At 61.9% G+C, this 23,052-nt stretch carries 21 protein-coding genes; 11 read left to right on the top strand and 10 right to left on the bottom strand.

Annotation, left to right across the window (positions count from 1 at the left end; genetic code table 11):
- Position 1 precedes the first annotated feature (1 nt).
- From J7557_RS20610 to J7557_RS20595, 4 genes are all read right to left on the bottom strand, one after another.
- The gene (locus J7557_RS20610; RefSeq protein WP_291422180.1) at positions 2–958 is read right to left on the bottom strand and encodes an ABC transporter permease; all 957 of its coding nucleotides are present in this window, start codon (positions 956–958) and stop codon (positions 2–4) included.
- Positions 955–1,896, bottom strand: a complete 942-nt coding sequence (locus J7557_RS20605; protein WP_291422178.1) for an ABC transporter permease — start codon at positions 1,894–1,896, stop codon at positions 955–957. Before J7557_RS20605 ends, J7557_RS20610 begins: the two co-directional genes overlap by 4 nt.
- The gene (locus J7557_RS20600) at positions 1,893–3,740 is read right to left on the bottom strand and encodes an ABC transporter ATP-binding protein (RefSeq protein WP_291422176.1); all 1,848 of its coding nucleotides are present in this window, start codon (positions 3,738–3,740) and stop codon (positions 1,893–1,895) included. The genes J7557_RS20605 and J7557_RS20600 overlap by 4 nt, the downstream gene beginning before the upstream one ends.
- Positions 3,741–3,810: 70 nt before the next feature.
- On the bottom strand, positions 3,811–5,550 hold the full coding sequence (locus J7557_RS20595; protein ID WP_291422174.1) for an ABC transporter substrate-binding protein: 1,740 nt from the start codon (positions 5,548–5,550) through the stop codon (positions 3,811–3,813).
- A 321-nt stretch (positions 5,551–5,871) separates the two neighbouring features.
- Here J7557_RS20595 and J7557_RS20590 point away from each other — a divergent pair, with 321 nt between their 5' ends.
- The gene (locus J7557_RS20590; protein ID WP_291422173.1) at positions 5,872–7,116 is read left to right on the top strand and encodes an amidohydrolase family protein; all 1,245 of its coding nucleotides are present in this window, start codon (positions 5,872–5,874) and stop codon (positions 7,114–7,116) included.
- 33 nt (positions 7,117–7,149) lie between these two features.
- The gene (locus tag J7557_RS20585; protein ID WP_291422171.1) at positions 7,150–9,219 is read left to right on the top strand and encodes a prolyl oligopeptidase family serine peptidase; all 2,070 of its coding nucleotides are present in this window, start codon (positions 7,150–7,152) and stop codon (positions 9,217–9,219) included.
- 144 nt (positions 9,220–9,363) lie between these two features.
- Here J7557_RS20585 and J7557_RS20580 read toward each other — a convergent pair whose 3' ends face one another.
- Positions 9,364–9,633, bottom strand: a complete 270-nt coding sequence (locus J7557_RS20580; protein ID WP_291422501.1) for a substrate-binding domain-containing protein — start codon at positions 9,631–9,633, stop codon at positions 9,364–9,366.
- Between the two features lie 29 nt (positions 9,634–9,662).
- Between J7557_RS20580 and J7557_RS20575 the strand changes: the two genes are divergently transcribed.
- From J7557_RS20575 to J7557_RS20545, 7 genes are all read left to right on the top strand, one after another.
- Positions 9,663–9,818, top strand: a complete 156-nt coding sequence (locus tag J7557_RS20575) for a hypothetical protein (RefSeq protein ID WP_291422169.1) — start codon at positions 9,663–9,665, stop codon at positions 9,816–9,818.
- A 234-nt stretch (positions 9,819–10,052) separates the two neighbouring features.
- Positions 10,053–11,024, top strand: a complete 972-nt coding sequence (gene ytfQ / locus J7557_RS20570) for a galactofuranose ABC transporter, galactofuranose-binding protein YtfQ (protein ID WP_291422168.1) — start codon at positions 10,053–10,055, stop codon at positions 11,022–11,024.
- A 186-nt stretch (positions 11,025–11,210) separates the two neighbouring features.
- Positions 11,211–12,728, top strand: a complete 1,518-nt coding sequence (locus J7557_RS20565; protein WP_291422166.1) for a sugar ABC transporter ATP-binding protein — start codon at positions 11,211–11,213, stop codon at positions 12,726–12,728.
- Positions 12,725–13,729 carry an ABC transporter permease gene (locus tag J7557_RS20560; RefSeq protein WP_291422164.1) on the top strand — a complete coding sequence of 335 codons (1,005 nt, stop codon included), beginning with the start codon at positions 12,725–12,727 and terminating at the stop codon, positions 13,727–13,729. Before J7557_RS20565 ends, J7557_RS20560 begins: the two co-directional genes overlap by 4 nt.
- Entirely contained in the window at positions 13,726–14,700 is a 975-nt protein-coding gene (yjfF, locus tag J7557_RS20555) for a galactofuranose ABC transporter, permease protein YjfF (RefSeq protein ID WP_291422162.1), read from the top strand. Before J7557_RS20560 ends, yjfF begins: the two co-directional genes overlap by 4 nt.
- Before the next feature lie 12 nt (positions 14,701–14,712).
- Complete coding sequence (locus J7557_RS20550; RefSeq protein WP_291422160.1) at positions 14,713–15,447, top strand: FadR/GntR family transcriptional regulator; 735 nt, start codon at positions 14,713–14,715, stop codon at positions 15,445–15,447.
- A gap of 276 nt (positions 15,448–15,723) precedes the next feature.
- A complete protein-coding gene (locus tag J7557_RS20545; RefSeq protein ID WP_291422158.1) occupies positions 15,724–16,347 on the top strand; it encodes a PQQ-binding-like beta-propeller repeat protein in 624 nt (207 codons plus the stop codon).
- 3 nt (positions 16,348–16,350) lie between these two features.
- Here J7557_RS20545 and J7557_RS20540 read toward each other — a convergent pair whose 3' ends face one another.
- A complete protein-coding gene (locus tag J7557_RS20540) occupies positions 16,351–17,556 on the bottom strand; it encodes a helix-turn-helix domain-containing protein (RefSeq protein WP_291422156.1) in 1,206 nt (401 codons plus the stop codon).
- Between the two features lie 121 nt (positions 17,557–17,677).
- Between J7557_RS20540 and J7557_RS20535 the strand changes: the two genes are divergently transcribed.
- Both J7557_RS20535 and J7557_RS20530 read left to right on the top strand, forming a co-directional pair.
- Positions 17,678–17,965 (top strand): hypothetical protein, encoded by a 288-nt coding sequence (locus J7557_RS20535; RefSeq protein WP_291422154.1) that lies wholly within the window; start codon positions 17,678–17,680, stop codon positions 17,963–17,965.
- Positions 17,962–18,660: a thioredoxin family protein gene (locus tag J7557_RS20530; RefSeq protein ID WP_291422152.1), complete on the top strand. Its 699-nt coding sequence runs from the start codon at positions 17,962–17,964 to the stop codon at positions 18,658–18,660. Before J7557_RS20535 ends, J7557_RS20530 begins: the two co-directional genes overlap by 4 nt.
- 159 nt (positions 18,661–18,819) lie before the next feature.
- Here the strand turns inward: J7557_RS20530 and J7557_RS20525 are convergent, their stop codons facing one another.
- The 4 genes from J7557_RS20525 to J7557_RS20510 are packed head-to-tail and all read right to left on the bottom strand — an operon-like array spanning position 18,820 to position 22,751.
- Positions 18,820–19,818: a LacI family DNA-binding transcriptional regulator gene (locus J7557_RS20525; RefSeq protein WP_291422151.1), complete on the bottom strand. Its 999-nt coding sequence runs from the start codon at positions 19,816–19,818 to the stop codon at positions 18,820–18,822.
- Between the two features lie 37 nt (positions 19,819–19,855).
- Positions 19,856–20,734, bottom strand: a complete 879-nt coding sequence (locus tag J7557_RS20520; protein ID WP_291422500.1) for a 2-hydroxy-3-oxopropionate reductase — start codon at positions 20,732–20,734, stop codon at positions 19,856–19,858.
- Positions 20,735–20,747: 13 nt separating this feature from the next.
- Positions 20,748–21,692, bottom strand: coding sequence for a D-2-hydroxyacid dehydrogenase (locus J7557_RS20515; RefSeq protein WP_291422149.1), 945 nt, complete (start codon positions 21,690–21,692; stop codon positions 20,748–20,750).
- Complete coding sequence (locus J7557_RS20510) at positions 21,693–22,751, bottom strand: LacI family DNA-binding transcriptional regulator (RefSeq protein ID WP_291422147.1); 1,059 nt, start codon at positions 22,749–22,751, stop codon at positions 21,693–21,695.
- Positions 22,752–23,052 lie beyond the last annotated feature (301 nt).

Below are 23,052 nucleotides of genomic sequence, written 5' to 3'. Positions count from 1 at the left end.
GTCAGGTCCGGATCCGTGGATCGAGCAGGATGTAGAGGAAATCCACAATCAGGTTGGCGATGACGATGAAGAAGCCGGCGAGCATGACCACGCCGATGATCACCGGCCGGTCCTGCGTCTGGACCGATTGCACGGCCAGCGAGCCGATGCCCTGGAGGCCGAATACCTGCTCGGTGACCAGCGCTCCGCCCAGGAGCGCTGCGATATCGGCACCGAGCTGGGTGGTGAGGGGCGAAAAGATCGAGCGAACGCCGTGCTTGTAGACCACCTTGCGCTCGGAAAGGCCCTTGGCGCGGGCGGTGCGGATATAGTCCTCGCCCAGCACTTCGAGCAACTGGCCGCGGGTCAGGCGGGCATAGATGGCGGCGGAGGTCAGCGCCAGGGTGAACCAGGGTAGCATCAGATGCCAGGCCCAGAGGCCGGGATTGGGCAGGAAGGGGCGGAAGCCGCCGGGCGGGAAGAGGGTGAAGCCGGCCTGGCGCGGCACGAAATAGAGGAAATAGAGCGCGGCCATGCCCAGCACGAAAGACGGGAAGCTGACGCCGATCAGCACGAAACCCTGGCCCAGCCGGTCGACAAGGCTACCCGGCCGTCGCGCCGACATGATGCCGATGGGAATGCCCATGAGAAGCCAGAGCACGACGGCGCCGACGCAGAGCGAAATGGTTGCGGGCATGCGGTTCTTGATCAGCTCCAGCACCGGCTGCTGATTGCGGTAGGAATAGCCGAGATCGCCGCTGAGGCTGCGACCGACAAAGCTGAAATATTGCTCAATGATCGGGCGGTCGAGGCCGAGGTTTTCGCGCACCTGGGCCACTTGGGCCTCGGTCGCGCGTTCGCCGGCGACGATGCGCGCGGGATCGCCGGGCGCGACGAAGAACAGGGTGAAGACGAAGCCGCTGAGCATGACGAGGACGAGCGCGGCAAAGCCGATGCGGCTGGCGATGAAGCGGATCATGACGCGGTCCCCACGGAGGGCTTCTTTTTCTTCTTCTGCAGCTTGTTGCGCATGCTGGCCGGATCGAGCGCGTCGCGCAGGGCATCGCCCAGGATATTGAAGGACAGGGTGGTAAACAGCAGCGCCAGGCCCGGGAACAGCACCAGCCACCAGGCGAACATGTAGATCGAGTTATTGGCCGCCTCGGCCAGCATGCCGCCCCAGCTCGGGGCTGGCGGCACGATGCCGAGGCCGAGGAAGGAAAGCGTCGCCTCGAAGATGATCGAGGTGGGCACCATCATCGTCGTGTAGATGATGATCGGGGCACCCAGATTGGGCAGGATGTCGGTGAACATGATCGAGAGATGGCCGGCGCCCATCGAGCGGGAGGCGAGGACGAATTCGCGCTCCTTGAGCGAGAGGACCTGGCCGCGGATGACGCGCCCCATCGTGGTCCAGGAGAAGAAGACGATCACCGAGAGGCTGAGCGGCAGGCTGGGGCCGAAGACGGCAACCAGCGAGAGCATGCAGAGCAGCACGGGGATGCTCATGACAAGGTCCATCAGCCGGCCCAGTACGACGTCAACCCAGCCGCCGAAATAGCCAGCAACAAGGCCGATGGTGACGCCGATCATCGCGGCCAGCAGCGAAGCGACGACGCCGATGGATAGCGAGATACGGGCGCCATGGGCGAGACGGACGAGCACGTCGCGGCCTAACTGATCGGTGCCGAAAAGGAACTCGCCACTAGGCGGCACGGGCAGGCCGGTGGGGGTGAGGCCCACATCGAGGAATTGTGCAGTTGGGCCGTGTCCGGTTAGCGCCGCGATGCCGTCGGCACCGATAGCTGCGGCCACGAGGGCTATTATGAAGAGCATGGCCACAAGGCCGGCGCGGTCGGCGAGTAGGCGACGCAGGGTCAGCTCCAGCGAGCCGCGCTGTTTGATCTCGGAGCTCATGGCGTGGCTCCCGACGACTGGGGATCGGCAAGGCCGCCGCCGCTCTTGCGATAGTGAGGATCAGCCGCCGCCAGCAATTCGCGCGTATAAGGGTGCTGGGGGTGGTGATAGAGCGCCTCGGTCTCGCCACGCTCGACCACCTGGCCGGCCTTCATGACGAGGATCTCGGAGCTGACATGGCGCACGACGGCGAGGTCGTGCGAGATGAAGAGATAGGAGAGGCCCAGTTCGCGCTGCAGCCTGGCGATGAGATTGAGGATCTGCGCCTGGATGGAGACGTCGAGGGCAGAGACCGGCTCGTCGAAGATGATGATCGAGGGATTGAGCGCCAAAGCGCGGGCAATGCCGATGCGCTGGCGCTGGCCGCCGGAGAATTCGGACGGGAAGCGATTGTAGTGCTCGGGGTTGAGCCCCACGATTTCCATCAACTCGCGCACCTTGTTCTTGCGCGCGGCGCCATGGGCGACCTTCTGGATGCGGAACGGGTCGCCGATGATCGAGCCGACGCGGCGGCGTGGATTGAGCGAGCCGAATGGGTCCTGGAACACCATCTGCACGCGCTTTCGCATCTCGACCCAGTCATGACGTTCGAGGCCGAGGACACTCTGGCCCTCGATGGTGACATCGCCTGAGGTGGGCGGCAGCAGGCCGGCGATGATGCGGGCGAGGGTCGACTTGCCGCAGCCGCTTTCCCCGACAATGCCGAGCGTCTTGCCGCGGGGCAGTTCGAGGCTGACACCCTTGAGGACATCGAGATTGATGCTTTTCCCGAACAGCGACCGGCCGCCATAGGTCAGGCGAACGTCGGAGACTTTAACGACGATGTCGGAGCTTTGCGCCACGGCCGGCGGTTCTTCCGGGATGGCAGGGAGGGCGGCCGCAGTGTTCGACGCCTTGTCTTCTAGCCAGCAGAGCGAGCGCGTGCCATCGGCGAAGTTGCGCAGCGGCGGACGCTCCTTGTGGCAGATGTCCATGGCAGCCGCGCAGCGGGGCGCGAAGGCGCAGGCCTTCTGCTCGATGAGGAGGCTCGGTGGCTGGCCGGGAATGGAGGGCAGGGCACCTCGGCTCTCGTGATTGGGCGAGGAACGGAGGAGGCCAAGCGTATAGGGATGGGCGGGTGCCGTCAGCACCGCCTCGCCGGGGCCCAGCTCCATGCGATTGCCGGCATACATGACCATGGCGTGGTCGGCGATAGAGGAGAGCAGTTCGAGATCGTGCGTGACCATGATGATGGCTGTGCCGAGCTCGCGCCGCATCTGGTTGAGCAGGCTGATAATCTGCGCCTGCACGGTGACGTCGAGTGCGGTGGTCGGCTCGTCGGCGATCAGAAGGGCCGGGCGGAGCACGATGGCCATGGCGATCATGACGCGCTGGCGCATGCCACCGGAAAACTGGTGCGGATAGTCATGGACGCGCTTGTCGGGATCGTGAATGCCGACGCGTCCAAGAATGTCCACGGCTTCCTGCAGCGCCTCGGCCTCGCTCACCTTGCGATGGGTGCGGATGGCCTCGGTGATCTGGGCGCCGACAGTGTAGAAGGGGTGGAGGCCTGAGAGCGGATCCTGCGAGATCATGGCAATGCGATTGCCGCGCAGGCGCTGCATCTCCCTCGGCGGGAGGTCCAGCAGATTGCGGCCCTCGAAAAGAATCTCGCCCGAGATGATAGCGCCGGGCAGAAGGCCCATAATGGCCTGGGACAGGACACTCTTGCCCGAACCGGATTCGCCGGCAATGCCGAACAGTTCTTCAGCCTCGACATCGAAGGAGACGTCGCGGGCGGCGTGGACATGACCGTCGCCGCTGGGCAGATCGATGTTCAGGTTGCGGACGGAAAGAACGGTCATAAAGAACTATGTCGCCATGGGGCCGGTATGAGGAGGCCGGACATGCCGGCCTCCGTCGAATTCATAGAGCTCAGCGGCTCAGCCAGACATTGGTCCAGTCGCCATTGCCGCCAGCGGCATAGGGCAGGAAGTTCTGGACGGCGATGCCATGGTAGAGAACCGTGGTCTGAGAGATCAGCGGCACGGTCGGGGGATCGGCCATGACGATCTCGTCGACCTCGTTCCAGAGCTTCGCCGCCTCGGCCAGGTCGGAGGTGGCCAGCGCGCGGGCGGCGACTTCGTTGGCAGCCTCGTTGTTGTAGTCCGAGAAGTTGAAGGTGCCGTGGGTGCCGTCATAGGTATATTGCGGCTGGAAAATGGAGCGCGCGGCCCCGCCCGGCCAATCCGGCGACCAGCCCGATGGCACCAGGTCCCACACGCCATTGAGGGCATTGTCGAAATTGGTTATCAGGCGCGGATAGAAGTCGGAGGCCGGGGTCGGTACCAGCTCGATCTTGAAGCCGGCGGCTTCGAGACTTGCCTGCAGCACCTGGGCTTCGGCAGCGCCATTTCCGGCATTCCGGAACGGCATTTTCAGCGACAGGCCATCGGGGTAGCCGGCTTCGGCCAGCAGTTCCTTGGCCTTGGCGACATCGCCTTCGCTGTTGTTGCTCGGATAGGGCGCGAAATCGTGGTGGCCCAGGATGCCGAGCGGGAAGATGCCGTTGAGCGGGGTGGCGAATTCCGGCCCGCCCAGCTGCTGCACGATGGCCGCCTTGTTGACAGCATAGTTCAGCGCCTGGCGCACCAGCGGATTGCGTAGGGCGCCGTCATTGTTCTCCGAGACGGTGTTGATCCAGATCATGCGCGAGGAACCCTCGGCCAGCGTCGAGATCTTCTCGTCGCCCTGCATGCTCAGCATCTGCACCGTTACGGGCGGAACGTTGATGTCATAGAGCATGTCGCCGTCGCCGGACTGCAGTTGCTGCATGGCAGCATCGGGCTGCACTCCGGCGATGACTTCGATCGTGTCGACATAAGCCTTGCGCAGCGGGTCGCTCTCGGCCTGCCAGGCGGGGTTGCGCACCAGCGTGACCTGCGTGTCGGGCACATAGGACTCGATGGTGTAGGGGCCGCTCGAAATGAAGTTCTCGCGATATTCCGGGCTGTCCGGTAGGTAGTCGAGTACTTCCACCGGTGCAGGCGTCGTGACCGGCAGGGTGAGGAGGTAAATGAAGTCATTGGCCGCATACTTGAGGCGGAAGATGACGGTGTCGTCCGACGGCGTCTCGATGCCGGCGACGTCATTGGCCTCGATATAAGCCTTCATTGCCTCGGCGGTCGGCTCGACATCGGCAAAGCCGGCGCAGAAGTCAGCAAAGCCGACGATGAGGTCTTCAAAGTACGAAACAGCCGGGGCCGGAAGGGATGGGTTGCAGAGGCGCATGAAGCCGCGTTCCACGTCGGCCGCAACGATCTGGCGCGCGCCATCCGGCGCATCCCAATTGGCGCCCTGACGCAGCTTGAACGTATAGGTCAGGCCCTCGTCGGTCGGCACGGGCACGCTGTCTGCAAGGTCGGCCTGTGGCGCGATCTGTTCGTCCGGATCTTCCGAAGCGGCGAAATTGATCAGCTGCCGCGTCACGGCGCGGAAGAAGCTGCCGGTATCAGCGGTGGCCGGCGGCACCGTGTCGAAACGATCAACCTCAGCCGTTCCCAGAATCCGCAGCGTGCCGCCCGTCTGGGCGTCCTGTGCGATAGCGCCCACAGAACTCATCAGCGCGAGCGTCAGCCCGGCGAGGGCGATCCTCGCAGATGTCCGATGTGTCATTTTTTCCCTTTCTGCCAATCCGGCAGTTCCCTTCAAACCTCGACGATCACGCTCGCAAAAAGTCGGGCCATGCTTCCCCTCTGGCCTGAAAATTCATGTCTGAGCATTTGATCAAACGCGGCGATAGTAGTGGGCGGTTTGCGGCGCTGTCAACGACCCCGGCTGTGCAAAACGCCATTCAGAGGCGGGCAGCCGGTGCACAGCAGGTGTTTGTGATTTTTTGATCAAATGGCTTTACAGCCACCGATGATGCCGACACATTAGTGGCCGACCATCGGCTGATCGCGGCCGGTATGCACGTGTCCGGCCGGAGGAATTACCATGGCAGCCTATGCTTTTACCAATGCCACGCTCTTTGACGGGCGCAGTGACGACGCCATTCCGGGCATGAACGTTCTCGTGGTCGATGGGCGTATAGAGGCCGTCACCGAGAACTCGGTTTCCGGCGCGGGCGTCACCGAATATGACGTTGGCGGACGCACGCTGATGCCCGGCCTGATCGATGCGCACGCGCACGTCTTCGCCATCAACCTCGTCGCCGAGCATGACCGCAATATCGCGCTGACCGAGATGACGGCGCGGGCCGTGCCGCGCATCCGCAAGATGCTCGATCGCGGCTTCACCAGCGTGCGCGACGTGGCCGGCGGCGATGTTGGCATCCGCAATGCCATCGCTCAGGGCTATATTCCGGGCCCGCGGCTGTTTGTCGGGGGCCCGGCGCTGAGCCAGATCGGCGGCCATGGCGACCATCGCAGCACGACCGACGAAAGCCTCGATATCGATCTCAATTCGAGCGCCTTCTATTTTACCTGCCGCATCGTTGAGGGTGTCGACAATCTCCGCAGCGTTGTGCGGAACGAACTGCGCAAGGGCGCCGACCATATCAAGGTGTTGGCTTCGGGCGGCGTCGGTTCTCCCAACGATGCCATAGAGATCCCGCAATATAGCGAAGAAGAGCTCCGCACCGTGGTGCGTGAGGCAGCGGTGCGCGGCAAATATGTCTGCGCCCATGCCTATGAAAGCGCAGCGATCGCCCATTCGATCCGCGCCGGCGTGCGCACCATCGAGCATGCCAACCTGATCAACAGAGAAACCGCAGCCATGGTCGCCGCGGCCAATGCCTATGTCGTGCCGACGCTGGTTGCCTATGAAGTCACCGCGCAGCATGGCGAGCGCCTGGGCCTCTCGCGCTATGTCATGCAGAAGCTCAACATGGTCAACGATGCCGGCATCGTGATGCTCGGCCTTTGCGAGGATGCCGGCGTAAAGCTCGGTTTTGGCACCGATCTGATGGGCGACATGGAATTTGCCCAGTTGCAGGAGCTGACTATCCGCGCCCGCGTGCAGCGACCGGTGGATGTGCTGAAGTCGGCAACCTCGATCAATGCCGAAATCGTGCAGCGGCCCGACCTGGGCGTCATCGCCCCGGGCGCCACCGCCGATATCCTGGTGGTCGATGGTGATCCGCTCAAGGATATTTCGGTACTCACCGAGCCGGAAAAGAACCTGCGCCTGATCATGAAGGAAGGCGAAATCTACAAGACCGACCTCAGCCCCAGGGTCTGAGTTTTATCCTGCCCGTTTCGCCAAGAGATTTTAATGACCACCGAGACCGCTGCCGCCCCGCTGACCTTCGAAACGCTCTATAGCGAGCCCAGCATTATCGGCACGCTGCCGACGGCTGCCGCCTGGTCGGGGGACGGCCAGCGCCTCGTCTTCCTCTGGAACGATGCGGGTCATACGTTTCGCGATATCTGGATCTGGGATGTCGCCGGCAAGTCGCGGCGTCGCCTGACCCAGCTCGGCGTTGGCAGGACGAGCGGCGAGCCGGGCGGAATTTCGGAGCTCGCCTGGCTGAGCGAGGGTCGGCTGGCCTTCGTGCTGCTGGGGCAACTCTACATGGTTTCCCTCGACGGCAAGGTGCAGCCGCTGGCCATCGGCACCGGTGGCGTTAGCGCCATTGCCGCCTCGGCGGATGGCGCCACTTTGGCATTTCTCGCCGGCAATTCTTTGATGACGGTCGCGGCCGACATGGCAGCGCGGCCAAATGTAGCTGTGGCCGGGTCGCGCTTTGTCGGCGTTGAGTCTTTCCATTGGACCGCGGATGGACGTCTCGTCTTCGTCGAGGCCGACGACACCAATACGCGAAAGATCGAAATCTCCTATGACTCACAGGGCGAGGCACGGAAGGATCGCTTTGTGCGCGCCTTTCCCGGTGACCTGCTCACCCGTCGCCGCGTTGGCCTGGTTGGCGTCGATGGCGGCGATTTGGCCTGGTTCGAGCGGCCGGATGCCGAGGATGCGATCTGGGGTTTTGGGGTCTCGGGCGATGGAAAATCGCTGTTCATCAGCAGCAGCGACCTGTCGATCAAGCACCACACCATCTTCATGTTCGATACGTCGAGCGGGGCCCGCGGCATCCATTATGCCGCGCATGATCCGGTCAAAATCCGACCCGACTGGCAGGTAGCCTTCGCGCCCGACGGAAGGGGCCTGATCGTCCTTACCGATCGCGATGGTTTCAATCATCTGCATCGCTTGCCGGGGCAGGGCGCGGCGCTTGAACCGATCACTTCGGGTCCCTGGGAGATCGCCGAGTTCACCCTCAATGCCGCGAGCGGCACGATCTATTTCATCAGCAATGAAGCCCATCCGGCCGAGCGCCATGTCTATTCTGTGCCGATGGCCGGCGGTGACGTGTCGCGCCTGACTGGCCCGGCCGGCATCCATGTCCCGACTTTTGCGCCGGATTTCAGTGCCTTCGCCGATCTGTTCAGCGATGACATGACGCCGCCTGAACTGTTCGTGCAGACACTGCCGGGCAGTAGTACACCGGAAAAAGTCACTCACTCGCCGCCGCCTGCTTTTGCGGAAAGACGCTGGGGTGAGGTGCGCTATGTCACCTTCAAGAGCCATGTCGACGGCGCCGAGCTGATGGCGCGCGTTATGCTGCCGCCCGGCTTCGAGCCCAATGGCACCAACCCCATGGTGGTCGGTTCGGTCTATTCAGACGGTCTGCTCAACCAGTGGGGCGGCCGCGCCGCGCATCCGAGCTGGGGCATCGATCAATATCTCGCCTCGCGCGGCTTCGTCGTGGTCAGCCCGGAAATCCGCGGCAGTTTCGGCCGCGGCCGCGACTGGAACCGGGCAATGCTGAACAGCTATGGCACACAGGATATCGACGACATCGCTGATTGCGTCACGACGCTCTGCGCGCTTGGCTATGCCGATGCCAAGCGCGTCGGCATCTGGGGTTCCAGCTATGGCGGCCTGATGACGCTGATGTCGCTGTTCAAGAAGCCGGGCTTCTACGCCGCCGGCTTTGCCGGGGCGCCGGCCACGAATGTCTGGCACGCCTACCCGGAACAAGGCTGGATCATGGGCCTCACCGAGGGTGAAGACTATATCGAGCGCTACCGCGCCCAGTCGGCTTTGTTCCACAGCGCCGGTCTCGAAGATGCACTTACTATCCTCCATGGCACCAAGGACGAAGTGGTTCTTTATGCCGACACGATGGCGCTCGTCGAAAAGCTCATCCGTCAGGGCAAAACGTTCGAATTGGTCTCACTGCCAGGCACCGGCCACGCCTGGGCGAAACAGGACCGCACCCTCACCCGCTTCGCTTACGGCAAACTCGCCGCCTTTTTCGAACGGCAATTAAAATATTAGGCGCACACCCGTCGGCCAACCGGCGAAGTGCATTTGGTATTGGTCAAAAGGTGCATGGGATCAAATCCGTGCATGCGCCGTGTCAGTCTAGACCTTTGGACACGGCTCTGACCGAAGCGCGCTCGACCAGTTGCGGCACCAGCATCAACCGCCGTGGCGGCAGGGGTGGTTGCTGTTCATGCGTTCGAGCAGGAGCCGGAAGGCCGCAATGCCCATATCGGCGCCGGGCAGGCGCGCCGTGGTCAGTGGCGGCGAAATCTGCGTCGCCGCAGCGAAGTCGCCATAGCCGACCGCCGAAAATGTCGTCGGGCCCCTTAGTCCCATGCGGTGGAGTTCGGAAACGACATGGACCCCGAGGCTGCCATGGGCGCAGAACAGCGCCGTCGGCAGTTCCCCCTCGGTCTTGAGCGCCAGGAAGGCATTGGCAAGCCCTCCTCGCCAAATTGCAGTTCGACGACGCTTGCCTCGTCAACGCTCAGCAGCGCCTCGCGCAGGCCGAACAGGCGTTCCATGCGACCGCGCAGCACTCGGCTGCCAAGGCGGTGGCCGACGGCCTCGGTGACAAGGATCACTCCGCATTGATCGAAAACTTGCGATAGGATGACCATGCCAGAGCTGAGCGGGCCAGGATGAAGCTTTGGCAGCGATGTGCGGTCGGCATATGCAACGTTCAATTGGCGTCCTTCGCGAGGTGTCGCGATGTCGATACGGCGGCCCTTGGGCCGCCGTGTTTCGTTCCCGTTCCGAACCCTCTTTACATATAATAGTACTTTATATAGCGTCCCCTCACTGCCCGAAGCGAAACGCCGGGCGGTTTTTTGGGAGGATCCATCGTGAGCATCATTACCAAGCTGGCCATCGCGGCCGGCCTCGCTACTGCCTTGTCCACTGCTGCCTTTGCGCAGGACCTGACCGGCAAGGTTATCGGCTTTTCGCAGATCGGCTCGGAATCGGGCTGGCGCGCGGCCGAAACGTCCGTGACCAAGCAGGAAGCGGAAGCCCGTGGCGTCGATCTGAAGTTTGCCGACGCCCAGCAGAAGCAGGAAAACCAGATCAAAGCCCTGCGCGGCTTCATCGCCCAGGGCGTTGATGCCATCCTCATCGCCCCCGTTGTCGCCACCGGTTGGGAAGATGTGCTCAAGGAAGCCCAGGAGGCGGAAATTCCGGTCGTCCTGCTCGATCGCGGCGTCGATGCGCCGGAAGACCTGTACCTGACCTCCGTTGCGTCCGACCAGGTCCTCGAAGGCCGCGTGGCCGGCGAATGGCTAGTCAATCAGGTTGCTGGCAAGGACTGCAATGTCGTCGAACTGCAGGGCACTGTGGGTTCGAGCCCGGCCATCAATCGCAAGCAGGGTTTTGAGGAAGGCATAGCCAGCGCTGCCAACATCAAGATCACCCAGAGCCAGACCGGTGACTTCACCCGCTCCAAGGGCAAGGAAGTCATGGAAGCCTTCCTGAAGTCTTCCAATGGCGGCGCCGATATCTGCGCGGTCTATGCCCACAATGACGACATGGCCGTCGGCGCCATCCAGGCCATCAAGGATGCTGGTCTCAAGCCTGGCACCGACATTCTCGTCGTGTCCATCGACGCCGTGCCCGATATCTTCACCGCCATCGCGGCTGGCGAAGCCAATGCCACCGTCGAACTGACCCCGAACATGGCCGGCCCAGCCTTCGACGCTCTTGCTGCATATCTCGCAGACGGCACCGAGCCGGAAAAGTTCATCATCACCGAGTCCAAGCTCTATACGTCGGCTGACGATCCGGCCGGCGAATACGAACGCCGCAAGGGTCTTGGGTACTAAGTTAGGCATCCTGTCCGGGCAGCGGCGCACGCCGCCGCTGCCCACCTTTCCACTGTGTCATTCCCGCGAAAGCGGGAACCCCTGTTTCGAAACGGAGGTCCCCGCTTTCGCGGGGGATGACACAGTGAGCGGAACGGGCGACACTGAATGGACTAGACCGCTCCAAAGGGCGGCGGGGGAGAGGCAATGGCGGAGACCGGCTACGCGCTTGAAGCGCGCGGGATCGTCAAGATCTTTGGTAATCACGTAGCGCTCGATAAGGTCGACTTCGGCCTGAAACCGGGCGAGGTCCATGCGCTCCTCGGCGAAAACGGCGCCGGAAAATCGACACTGATCAAAATTCTCACCGGCGCCTATCAGCCCACTTTGGGCGAAGTACTTGTCGATGGTTTCCCGGTCAGCCTCAATAATCCCCAGCATGCGCAGACCTATGGCATCGGCACGGTCTATCAGGAGGTCAATCTCCTGCCCAACCGGTCCGTTGCCGAAAACCTCTATCTCGGCCACCAGCCCACCCGCTTCGGCTTTGTGGATCGCCGAAAGATGGAGCGAGACTCAAGGACAGTCCTCGCTCGTTACGGTCTCGACATCGATCCCTCGAGCGAACTCGGCGCCCATTCCGTCGCCGTGCAGCAGATCGTCGCCATCGCCCGCGCCGTCGAACTCTCCGGCAAGGTTTTAATCCTTGACGAGCCAACCGCATCCCTCGACCGCAATGAGGTGGAGCGCCTCTTCGAGATCATCGCCGACCTGAAAAAATCCGGCCTCGCCGTCGTCTTCATCACCCATTTCCTCGACCAGGTCTTTGCCATTGCCGACCGCGTGACCATCCTGCGCAATGGCAAGCTGATCGACACAAAAGCCCTCGACAACCTGACGCGCACCGACGTCGTTCGCCTCATGCTCGGCAAGGATATTGCGTTTTCCGGCGCCACAAAACTCGAAGAGAACCGCCCCCTCGGCGAAGTGCTGCTTGATTTCAAGAATTACGGCCGCAAGCGCAGCGTCCAGCCGTTCAATCTCACCATTCACAAAGGCGAAGTCGTCGGCGTCGCCGGTCTCCTTGGTTCCGGCCGCACCGAAATGGCCCGCATCATGTTCGGCGCCGACGCGGCCGACGAAGGCACCGTCGCCGTTGCCGGCATCCAAACTTCCATCGCCCGCCCTACCGACGCCATCGCCCACGGCTTCGGCTTTTGCCCCGAGGATCGAAAAGCCGAAGGCATCTTTGGCGATCTCTCGGTGCGCGAAAACATCGTCATTGCGCTGCAAGGAAAGCTGGGCTGGTTCAGCGCCCTCAATCGCGACGAACAGCTCGAAATCGCCGGCCGTTTCGGCGAAGCCATGGATATCCGCGCCGCCTCGCTTGATATGCCGGTAAAACTGCTTTCGGGCGGCAATCAGCAAAAGGTCATCCTCTCGCGCTGGCTCGCCACCGATCCTGCCTTCCTCATTCTCGACGAACCGACGCGCGGCATCGATGTCGGCGCCCATGCCGAAATCGTCCGCACCATCAATCGCCTGCGCGATGAAGGTCTGGCGCTGGTCGTCATCTCCTCCGAGCTCGACGAGGTCGTCGCCTATTCCTCGCGCATCGTCGTCATGCGTGATCGCGAGCTGGTCGCCGAGCTCAATGGCGAAAACATCAATCCCGGGGTCATCGTGCAGGCCATCGCCAATCATAAAGACGGAGTTTCTGCATGATCCGTCGTTCGCTCCTCAAACTCGCCAATCCACAGCTCCTCGCCCTTGTCGGCGTACTGCTGATCAACTGGCTTCTGTTCCCCAATTTCTTCCGCGTCACCTGGCAGGATGGCCGCTTCTTTGGCTCGCTGATTGACGTGCTCAATCGCGGCGCCCCGGTCGCCATTCTCGCTGTCGGCATGGTCGGCGTCATCGCCACCAAGGGCGTCGATCTCTCCGTCGGCGCCGTCATGGCCGTGGCCGGCGCCGTCGCCGCCACCATGGTCGTCGCCGGCTATCCCGCGCCCATCGCCGTTGTCGCCGCCCTCGTCGTCGGCCTCCTCTGCGGCCTCTGGAACGGCATCCTCGTTGCCGTGCTCGATATCCAGCCGATCATCGCCACCCTCGTCCTCATGGTCGCCGGTCGCGGCATCGCCCAGCTGATCACCGAAGGGTTTATTGTCACCTTCAACGATCCCCTGCTGATCTATATCGGCACCGGCTCCTTCCTCGGCTTCCCCATGGCCGCCGTCATCGCCCTGGTGCTGACCATCATCGTCACCCTCGTCGTCCGCCGCACCGCCATCGGCCTCTTCATCGAAGCCGTCGGCGTCAATCGCGCCGCGGCAAGCCTTGCCGGCATCCGTAGTCGCATGCTGCTGCTGCTCGTCTACAGCCTCTCCGGCCTCTGCGCCGCCATTGCCGGCATCATCGTGGCGGGCGACATCCGCGGCGCCGATGCCAACAATGCCGGCCTCTGGCTCGAACTCGACGCGATCCTTGCCGTGGTCATCGGCGGCACCTCGCTCCTCGGCGGCCGCTTCTCCGTGCCGCTGGCCGTCGTCGGCGCCCTCATCATCCAGGCGATGAATACCGGCATTCTGGTCTCGGGCTTCCCGCCCGAATTCAACCTGATCGTCAAAGCCGGACTGATCTTCATCGTCCTTGTCATCCAGTCGCCCTTGGCGAGCCGCCTCGCTCCGCCCCGTCTGAAGCCAGCCGCCAAGGTCGCTGCGAAATGAACCGCTCCCTTCGCCCCCTTCTCGCTACAGCGCTGATCTTTGCCATCGCCTATGCCCTGGCAGTCATGCAGTTTCCGTCCATGTTCTCGACCCGGGTGCTGGGCAATTTCCTAACCGACAACGCCTTCCTCGGCATTGCCGCCGTCGGCATGACCTTTGTCATTCTCTCGGGCGGTATTGATCTCTCGGTCGGCGCGGTCATCGGCTTTACCGGCGTGCTCGTGGCGGTGCTGATCACCTGGGCTGGCATGCACCCGCTCTTCGCCTTCGCCATCGCCATCATCGTGGCCGGCACTTTCGGCGCCACCATGGGCCTCGCGATACACTATCTCCAGGTGCCCGCCTTCATTGTCACACTCGCCGGCATGTTCCTCGCCCGCGGCGGCGCCTCGGTCATCACGCGCGATTCCGTGCCCATCTATCACGAATTCTATGCCTGGATTTCCGACCTAACCATTCGCCTCCCCGGTGGCGGCCGTCTGAGTTTCATCGGGCTCACCATGGTCGCCATCTTCATCGTCGGCGCGCTCATCGCGCACCGCACGAAATTCGGCTCCTATGTCTATGCCCTCGGCGGCAATCCGGTTTCGGCCTCGCTGATGGGCGTGCCGGTGGCGCGCACGACCGTTGCCATCTACACGCTCTCTTCCGTCCTCGCCGCCATTTCGGGAATCGTCTTTTCCCTCTATACCTCGGCCGGCTATCCGCTGGCCGCGGTCGGCGTCGAGCTTGACGCCATCAGTGCCGTGGTCATCGGCGGCACAATCCTCACAGGGGGCTATGGCTTCGTCCTCGGCACCTTCATCGGCGTGATGCTGCTGGGTCTCGTGCAGACCTACATCATCTTCGATGGCACGCTATCGAGCTGGTGGACGAAAATCGTCATCGGCATTCTATTGTTCCTGTTCATCGTGCTGCAGCGCCTGATATTCGTTGCGTCCGCACCCGGAGAAAAAGCCCAGAAGGCCTAAGGCGAAGACGTCATGATCGAAGCTGGCAGCCTTATCCGGTCGCTTTCGGGCCGGCACGCTGCGCGCAATTTCCATACTTTCGTGATCAACGAAATCGGCCGGGCCATCGTCAGCGGTGAGTTCCCGGTCGGCTCCGTTTTGGCCAGCGATGCCGTCATGATGGAAACCTATGGCGTCTCCCGCACAGTGCTGCGCGAGGCGGTGAAGACGCTCGAAGCCAAGGGTCTCGTCGAAGCCCGCCCCAAGGTGGGCACCCGCGTCTCCCACAAAAGCCGCTGGAACTTTTTCGACTCTCAGGTCCTCGCCTGGCACTTTCACGCCCCGCCGGACCGGCGCTTTTACGAAAACCTCTTCGAAGTCCGCGCCGCGTTGGAACTGCCCGCCGTGGAAGGTGCCGCGCGTCATCGGACGGCTGAACATGTCCGCCTGATGAAATACTGGCTGCATCAGGCCGCGACCTCAGGCGACAGCCTCGAACAGTTCGGCCTAGCTTGCTTGGAAGTCCACAGCCTTATCGCCGAAAGCTCGCAGAACACCCTTTTGCGCGCCGTCGTGGGCGTCGTAGAGCTGTTGCTCGCCGTCGCTCTGACGCGGCGCAGCGACACGGTCATGGCCTATTGCGAAGCCACAGTGGCGGGGCTGGAAAAAGTCGTTCTCGCCATCGAAACCGGCAAAGGAGAAGAGGCACGCAACGCCCTCGTCACATGCCTCGATCTCGATCACAAGCGGATTTTGGACGGGGTCTGAAGCCCTCCCAGCAGCCCTCATGGTGAGGTGCTTTGCAAAGCAAGACTCGAACCAAGTGGGCGTGCCCGATCGCTGGGAGCGCGGAAAGGCGGCCGTTCAACAGGACCTATCACGCCTGAGCTTACCGTCGATGGCTGCTCCTCTGGGCGTCGCCAGCGGATCGGCCAACCGAAATAAGGGCTCAACCGACAGGTATGTAACTCCAGTATGGGCCGCTGCATCTGTTACCTTCGCCGGGGACTGCCCAGCACGAAGCATATCCATAGCCGGAGACAAGTGATGAAACAGCACGCCCAGGTAATCGGCCAATTCACTGCGAATGCCGATGGACCCGTTCACGGTGTCAGTTACGACGGTCGGCTCGTATGGGCTGCTACCGGCACGCATGTTCGGGCATTCGACCCTGAAGACGGAACGGAAGTGCGAGCACTGCCCGTCGCGGCTCACGCGGGCACTGCATTTGATGGTTGTCACCTTTTCCAGATTGCCGATGATCTGATCCAAAAGATCGACCCTGCGACCGGCAACGTCGTTTCCACAATTCCTGCGCCCGGACGCGGGAGGGATTCCGGCCTAGCCTGGTCAGATGGTTACCTTTGGGTCGGGCAATATCGCGATCGCCAAATCGTTCAGATCGATCCGGGCACTGGAGAGGTTATCCGCGCTATTTCCACCAGCCGCTTCGTGACCGGGGTGACCTGGGTCGATGGAGAGTTGTGGCACGGCTATTCGGAAGATGGCAGTGGCGGTCTCGCCCGGATCGATCCTGATGGCGGCGATGAACTAGCGACATTAGAAATGCCGGGAGTGGCCGTGTCTGGCGTCGAGTCCGATGGGGCAGGGCGGTTTTTCTGCGGTGGCGGCAATAGCGGCCTGATCAGGATTGTGAGCAAAGACTGAAAATCAGGCCACGCCCGGCAACAGTAAGCTCATGGGAAAGCCTGGGACGGCAAGAGCCGTCCAACGCAAGCTGCGCGCTCGACCAATCGACTGGATCTTGCCCGCTTCTTGTAGCCCCTGAAGTGACCGCTGCACGGAACGGGTGCTCAAGCCAAGAACCATGGCAAGTGCCGAGCTCGACCACAGTTCACCATCTGCCAGCAACGCCATTATCAATGCGTCCTGCCCTCTCATGGGGTGTGTCAGCACGGCAACGTCACCTGCCATGGGCACCAGACGGAAGCCTTTCTTGGTCGCAGATATGGTCGCCAAGGGCGCAAGAAGCTTACGCAACCGGGTGACTTCCACGCGCAGCCGAGTTCGATGGGACTCGTCGGCATGTCGGGCTCCGAACACCTGGGAGAGCAGGACTTCCCGTGTCGCGGCACGTGGCCAAGCCTCCGCAAGCCCAACTGCCAGAGACATCAGGATCGGGCGAGAAGCCAGCGAGACGATTGTCTCCCCAGATCGGAGTACATTTCGCGATGCGTCGAACACGAGCACATTCGACGTCAGCAGCCGTTCAATCCCATCAAGTGCGATTGGCTGAGTGCTGCCGGCATGATGGAGCAGGGCTGCAGGCTCATCGAGTGAACGTTGCGCTTCTGCTACTTCGCCCATCAGGGCAGCGATGCCTGACCGGTGCGCAGCGTATTCGGCTCGAGCCAATGCTGATCGCGCTGTGCTCGCATGCAGACGCCTGATCTCGATGCCGGCCAAGACCAAGTCCTTGCTGGCTGACAGGGCGGGGGAGAGCGAAAGCGTGTCGAGGTCGGCGAGGCATGCCGCGGCAAGTTCAAGGTGTCCGAGAAGCAGATGCCGGCGCGCGACGACAATAGAGGCATGAGCGGCATTCAGGATATCGCCTCGCTGCAGAAGGATTCGACCCGCAGCTTCCAGGCTTGCCACCGGCCACATGAGGTCTCGCGATACCAGGGCGATCTCCGCGTCCGCCAGAACGCAGCGTGCTCTTGCAACGCTTTCCGGTCCAAATTTCTTGGCTGCCGAGCGAAGCAGTTCACGAGCTCGTGGCAACTCCCCCAATTGCGCCATGGCGATGCCACGCATGGCGAGCGCGTCCGGGTCGTCGCGCAGAGCTATACGATTGAGCGCACCCAGAATGTCGCCGCTGGAAAGCGCCAGTGCTGCTGAATTCAGGGTGGAATCCATTCGTGCCGTCTAGGGTCTCGCGGTGTCGTTGAGCAGGGGCCGGGCAATCATGCCAGATTTGTAACTCACTGACTTATCTGTCCTGTCACTATCTTCGAGCATCCAAGCCAAGACCAGCAAGATGCACGACAACACCAATCACATGATAGGCCAGCGCAAGCCGACATTGGAGCTCGCCCTGGCGAAGTGGATACGCCTCGCGGCGTCACCACTCTTCTGTGTGCTCGCGTGCCTGTCGCTGCTGACACCCAGCGGCGGCGTCGCCTGTATGTCGAGCTCCGCGACATTCGCGTTCCACGATATGGGGCTGATGTACCTGCTGATGAGCCTGGTCCATCTGCCTACGTGGTTGACGCTGATCGGGCATGGTTTGGAGCATGAAAACGAACCACAGGATAGCCAAAGATGATGCTCCAGCATGAAGTCGTTTCACAGGAGGAATGGCTGGAAAGCCGGCGAGAGCTGCTCGCCTCCGAAAAGGAACTCACGAAGCTTAAAGACGCGGTCCGCCACAAGCGGATGGCGTTGCCATGGGTCGAGGTGAAGAAGGAATACGTCTTTGCCTCTGTCGAAGGGCCCAAGACGCTGGCCGATCTCTTCGATGGTCGATCCCAACTGCTCGTGCAGCATTTTATGTTCCCTTCCGGCTGGCGGCAGGGATGCAAGAGTTGCTCATTCATGGCCGACCACACAGATGGCATGAACAAGCATCTTGCCAATCACGACGTGACAATGGTCGCTGTGTCGAGGGCAACCCTGGCCGAGATCGAGGCTTATCGTGCCCGTATGGGCTGGAACTTCCAGTGGGTGTCCTCTCATGACAACGCGTTCAACTTCGATTTTCGTGTCAGCTTCTCGCCAGAGGAAATCGCAAGCGGACACATCGACTATAATTTCGGTGAGTGGGGCGCGACCGGCGAGGAGTGGCCAGGTGTCAGTGCCTTCTACAAGGATGAGGAAGGGCGCGTTTTCCGAACCTACTCAACCTACGGGCGTGGTGTGGAAGTTATGATGGGCACCTACGCAATGCTCGATATCGCTCCGAAAGGCCGCAATGAGGGCGAAGGAATGGATTGGGTTCGGCATCATGACCGTTACCGCTAACGGCACTCGGGTCGGCGACAGATGACCCGATGTGTGGACCTCCTTTACGAGCTCTCGAGGTGGTTTCCGCCGCATTGGTATTGGCGCGCAGGTGGGGCGCCGGATTTGTGCCCGCGGTTAGTCTCTCTGTGACGACTTGCTCTATTGGCGAACCCGCCCTTAGGGCGCGCGTCCGCTCGAGCCACGCAGGATGAGTTTGGGAACGAGCCCGATCCGCTGTGGCGGCAAGTCGTTGCTTATGCCGACGCCGCCGATGCGGCTGAGCAACTGGCGCATGGCGACGGCGCCCATTTGGCGGAAGGGTACGCGCACGGTGGTCAGGGCCGGGGAGGTGTGCTGCGCCACGACATAGTCGGCATAGCCAACCACCGAGGCCTGTTCCGGTACGTGAATGCCCATGCGCAACAATTCGGTCAGGACGGTGACCGCGACATAGTCCGAGCCGCAGAAAAAGCCGGTCGGGCGAACGCCGTCTTTCTGTAGTGCTACCAAGGCGTCGCTGAATTCACCGGGTGCGCTGTCGTCGCTCAGCACCAGTTCCCGCACCCCGACGCCCTCGTGTCCCTCGATGACCTCGAGGAAACTGCGATAGCGAGCCATGCGACGGGGAAAACCAAGCTTGCCATGGACATAGACGAAGCTTCGATGCCCCTCGGCGAGGAGATACTGCGCCACAGCGCTCGCGCCCTCCTCGTCGACGCCGGATACATAGTCCATTACGTCGAGAGGGGGCAGAGGATCGCCGACACGAATACAGGGCCTGCCGGTGTTGCGGGCAGCCTCGAGAATAATATCGTCATGCGGGCCGAGCAGCATGAAGCCATCTGCGGTCTTGCCCAACTCGGCAATCACGGCGGGATCGTCGGTCAGGCGCACCGCAGCGCTCACTTCGCGCTGCGTCGCTTCGATCTGGGCGCCGGCCTGCACCTCGGTCCAGAGGTTGCGATACATCACATCGGGGTCGTGATAGATAATCTCGATGCTGGTTTTTGTCGCTTGAGGCCGGCTGCGGGGACTGTAGCCAAGGCGCTCGGCCAGTTCGACCACGGCAGCGCGCGTCGTGGCGCTGACGCCGGAGTGCCCACTCAGAGCGCGCGACACTGCGAATTTCGACAATCCCAACTGGTCGGCTATGGATTGAACGGTTACGCGCGCCATTAGGCCCTCGGAGTTTCCCCGAGGGTGAGATGTACGCCTAGTCCTTGGCGGCGGATAGTGCGCCAAACACTTCGATCAGCGCCGAGTGGTCCTTATCCCCAAGTCCCAGGCCGACTGCGGCGTTCATCAACTGCTGGGTGAGCGCGGTTGCGGGAAGGGCCAGATCCATGGCTTTGGCCGCGTCGGCGGCGAGCGACAGGTCCTTGCGATGGAGGCGAATGCGGAACCCGGGATCGAAGGTCTTGTCGATCATGCGCTGACCGTGCACTTCGAGAATGCGCGAAGAGGCAAAGCCGCCCATCAGCGCCTCGCGCACCTTGCCGATATCGGCGCCGGCCTTTTGGGCAAAGGTTAAGGCTTCGGCCACAGCACCGATAGTGAGGCCGACGATGATCTGGTTGGCGACCTTGGCAGTTTGTCCGTCGCCATTGGCCCCCACATGGGTGATGGCCTTGCCCATCTTTTCGAGCAGCGGCAGGGCGCGGGCGAAGTCTTCATCGCTGCCGCCGCACATGATGGTGAGCGCCGCGTTGCGCGCCCCCACTTCGCCGCCCGATACAGGCGCATCGAGATAACCCACACCCTTAGCGCGCAACTGCTGCGCAAAGGTTTTGGTGGCAACCGGGGAGATCGAACTCATGTCGATGACGAGCTTGCCCTCCGTCAGCCCCTCGGCCACGCCATTGCTGCCGAACAGCACATGTTCGACGTCAGGCGTATCGGGCAGCATGAGAATGATAATCTCGGCCTTCGCAGCGACGTCGCGGGCGCTGTCCACCGCAATGCCGCCCTGGTCGACCAGGAACTGGCTCTCGGGCTTGATACGATGCAGAAAGACCTTCTGGCCGGTGGCAATAAGATGCTGGGCCATGGGGCGTCCCATGACGCCCAGGCCGATGAATCCGATCATGTTCAGATCTCCCTTGGGTTCAATATCCCGCCTGTTTGTCGACGAGGTTGATCATGTGCTGGTTGGCGCTGTAGCGCCGAAGGTTTTCGAGAAAAATCTGGAAGCCGCGTTCCCTCGTGCCCGGCGTCGTGGCGCCGTTATGCGGCGTGACGATAGTATTGGGCAGGGTCCAGAATTCTGAATCAGGCGGCAATGGCTCGACGCCATGGGCATCAAGACCCGCCCCGGCAATGCGCCGCTCGCGCAAGGCGACGATGAGAGCATTATCGTCGATAATGCCGCCTCGCGAAAAGCAGATGATGAAGGCCGATGGCTTCATGGCTGCAATGGCCTCGGCGTCTATCAGGCCGCGCGTGTCATCGGTCAAAGGCGCGGTAATCACCACGTGGTCGCATTGGCCGAGAAAGTCGTGCAGGCAGTCTTGGGGATAGAATTCGTCATAATTTTCTGCCGGCAGGTTGCGGCGACGCAAGCCAATGACGCGCATATGGAAAGCCTTCGCCTTGAGCGCCAGGTCGGTGCCCGAATGACCGGCGCCGATAATGCCAAGGGTCTGGCCGTTGAGTTCGCCATGGGTGTGGCGAGCCCAACGCCGTTCACGTTGTGCCTCGAACCAGCGCCCCGCATCGCGATTGAGCATCATCATCAACATCATGGCGTGTTCAGCCAGCGGAATGGCCCCATTGCCCGCCGACGATGTCAACTGCGCGCGGTGATCGACAAATTCAGGATAGAGTTGCGCATCAGGTCCGGCTGCCCAGCTATGTACCCATCTCAGCTTGACGGCCTTCGCCAGAAGATCGGCGGGAACCTGGCCGCCGATCACTTCGGCCTCAGACGCCAACGCGGCCAATTCTGCCAGCGAACCCGCGCGCTTCACCCTAGCGTTGGGCATGGCCGCGGCTACTTCGCCAAGGCGGGCTTCGTCCACATCGCTCGATACGACCACCAATCGCTGTGCCATTCATTGGCCCTCCACCGTCGAGATTTCCGGTGCGCCGCGTAGTCGGCTGCGCCAGGACCGGGTCGAGGCTGGCCCCGACGACTGGCGCTCGACCAACTGAGGCACAAGGCTGACCCGTTGCGCGGGCAGGCCTTCGAGTTCCGAACTACCTCCGGCCCGGCCGAGCAGGATTCGCACCGCCGCCACCCCCATCTGTCGATGAGGCATTTTTACCGTGGTCAGTTGCGGAGAGATTTGGGTGGCAATGCCATAGTCAGCATGGCCGATGACCGAGACATCCTCCGGCACGCGCAAGCCCATCCGCATGAGTTCTGAGACGACGGTAACGGCGACGCCGTCGCTGCCGCAGAAGAATGCCGTCGGTTCGAAATCGGCGTTTACCATGGCCAGCAACGCATCGCGCAGATCGCTCGCGGCCTGGTCATCCGCAAAGGCGATTTCGCGCAGTTCCATACCCTCGATGGCATTGATTGCTTCGGCAAAGCCGCGCAGGCGCGCATAGCGGCCGGGATAGCCCATCCGGCCGTGGGCATAGACGACTCGCCTATGCCCCAGATTGGCGAGGTAACGCGCCACATAAACGCCCGCCTCGATGTCCGTAGCGCTGATCTGGTCGATGTCGAGCAGCGGCGGCACCACATGATTTACCACCACGGCCGGCAGCGGGCTGTTGCATATGGCATCGAACATAGCTGGGCTTTGCGGGCCGATGAGTACGAAACCGGCCGTGTTGGTCTCAAGGCGCTTCAGGATCGATGCATCATCGGTCCAGCGCACCGCCATGTTGTAGCCGTTGAGCACGGCTTCGCTGTCGACTCCGTTCTGTACGTCGATCCAGAGTTCGCGGCTTGCGACCGTCCGATCCCTGAAGATCACCTCTATCGTGGTGCCGATCACCGGCGTGCGGCGGCGATTCTGATAGCCCAGTTCTGTTGCAGCATTGTGGACCTGCAGACGCGTCGCTTCGCTGACGCCCGGCTTGCCCGTCAGTGCCCGCGAAACCGCAAATTTCGAAATGCCGAGATGATCGGCGATGCTTTGTATGGTGACGCGAGACATGATCCGTGCCTTGGCACGCTCCCTCTGATCGCGTGTTTGGTTGTTTTTCATTTGTTATGTTGTTTTTGTTTCGTTTGTCAACGAGCGCGAAATCGCTTTCCAAACGAACTACCAAACTTCAAAGCTTTGTGTGGGCGGAAAATTGGGCAAAAATGCCGGAAAATGGAAGGTATTCCGATAAGTTCTCCCATATCAGGGGATTGGTGAACCAAAATATCGGCACATATGTGCTTGACGCTTTGCATGTTGCGTGCTCATTGTTTGGCTAAATTGTTACAAAACAAATGGTGCAAAAAGCACC

The organism is Devosia sp. (assembly GCF_017744655.1).
In the GTDB taxonomy this organism is placed as follows: domain Bacteria; phylum Pseudomonadota; class Alphaproteobacteria; order Rhizobiales; family Devosiaceae; genus Devosia.
This window is presented reverse-complemented; position numbering and strand designations above follow the sequence as displayed.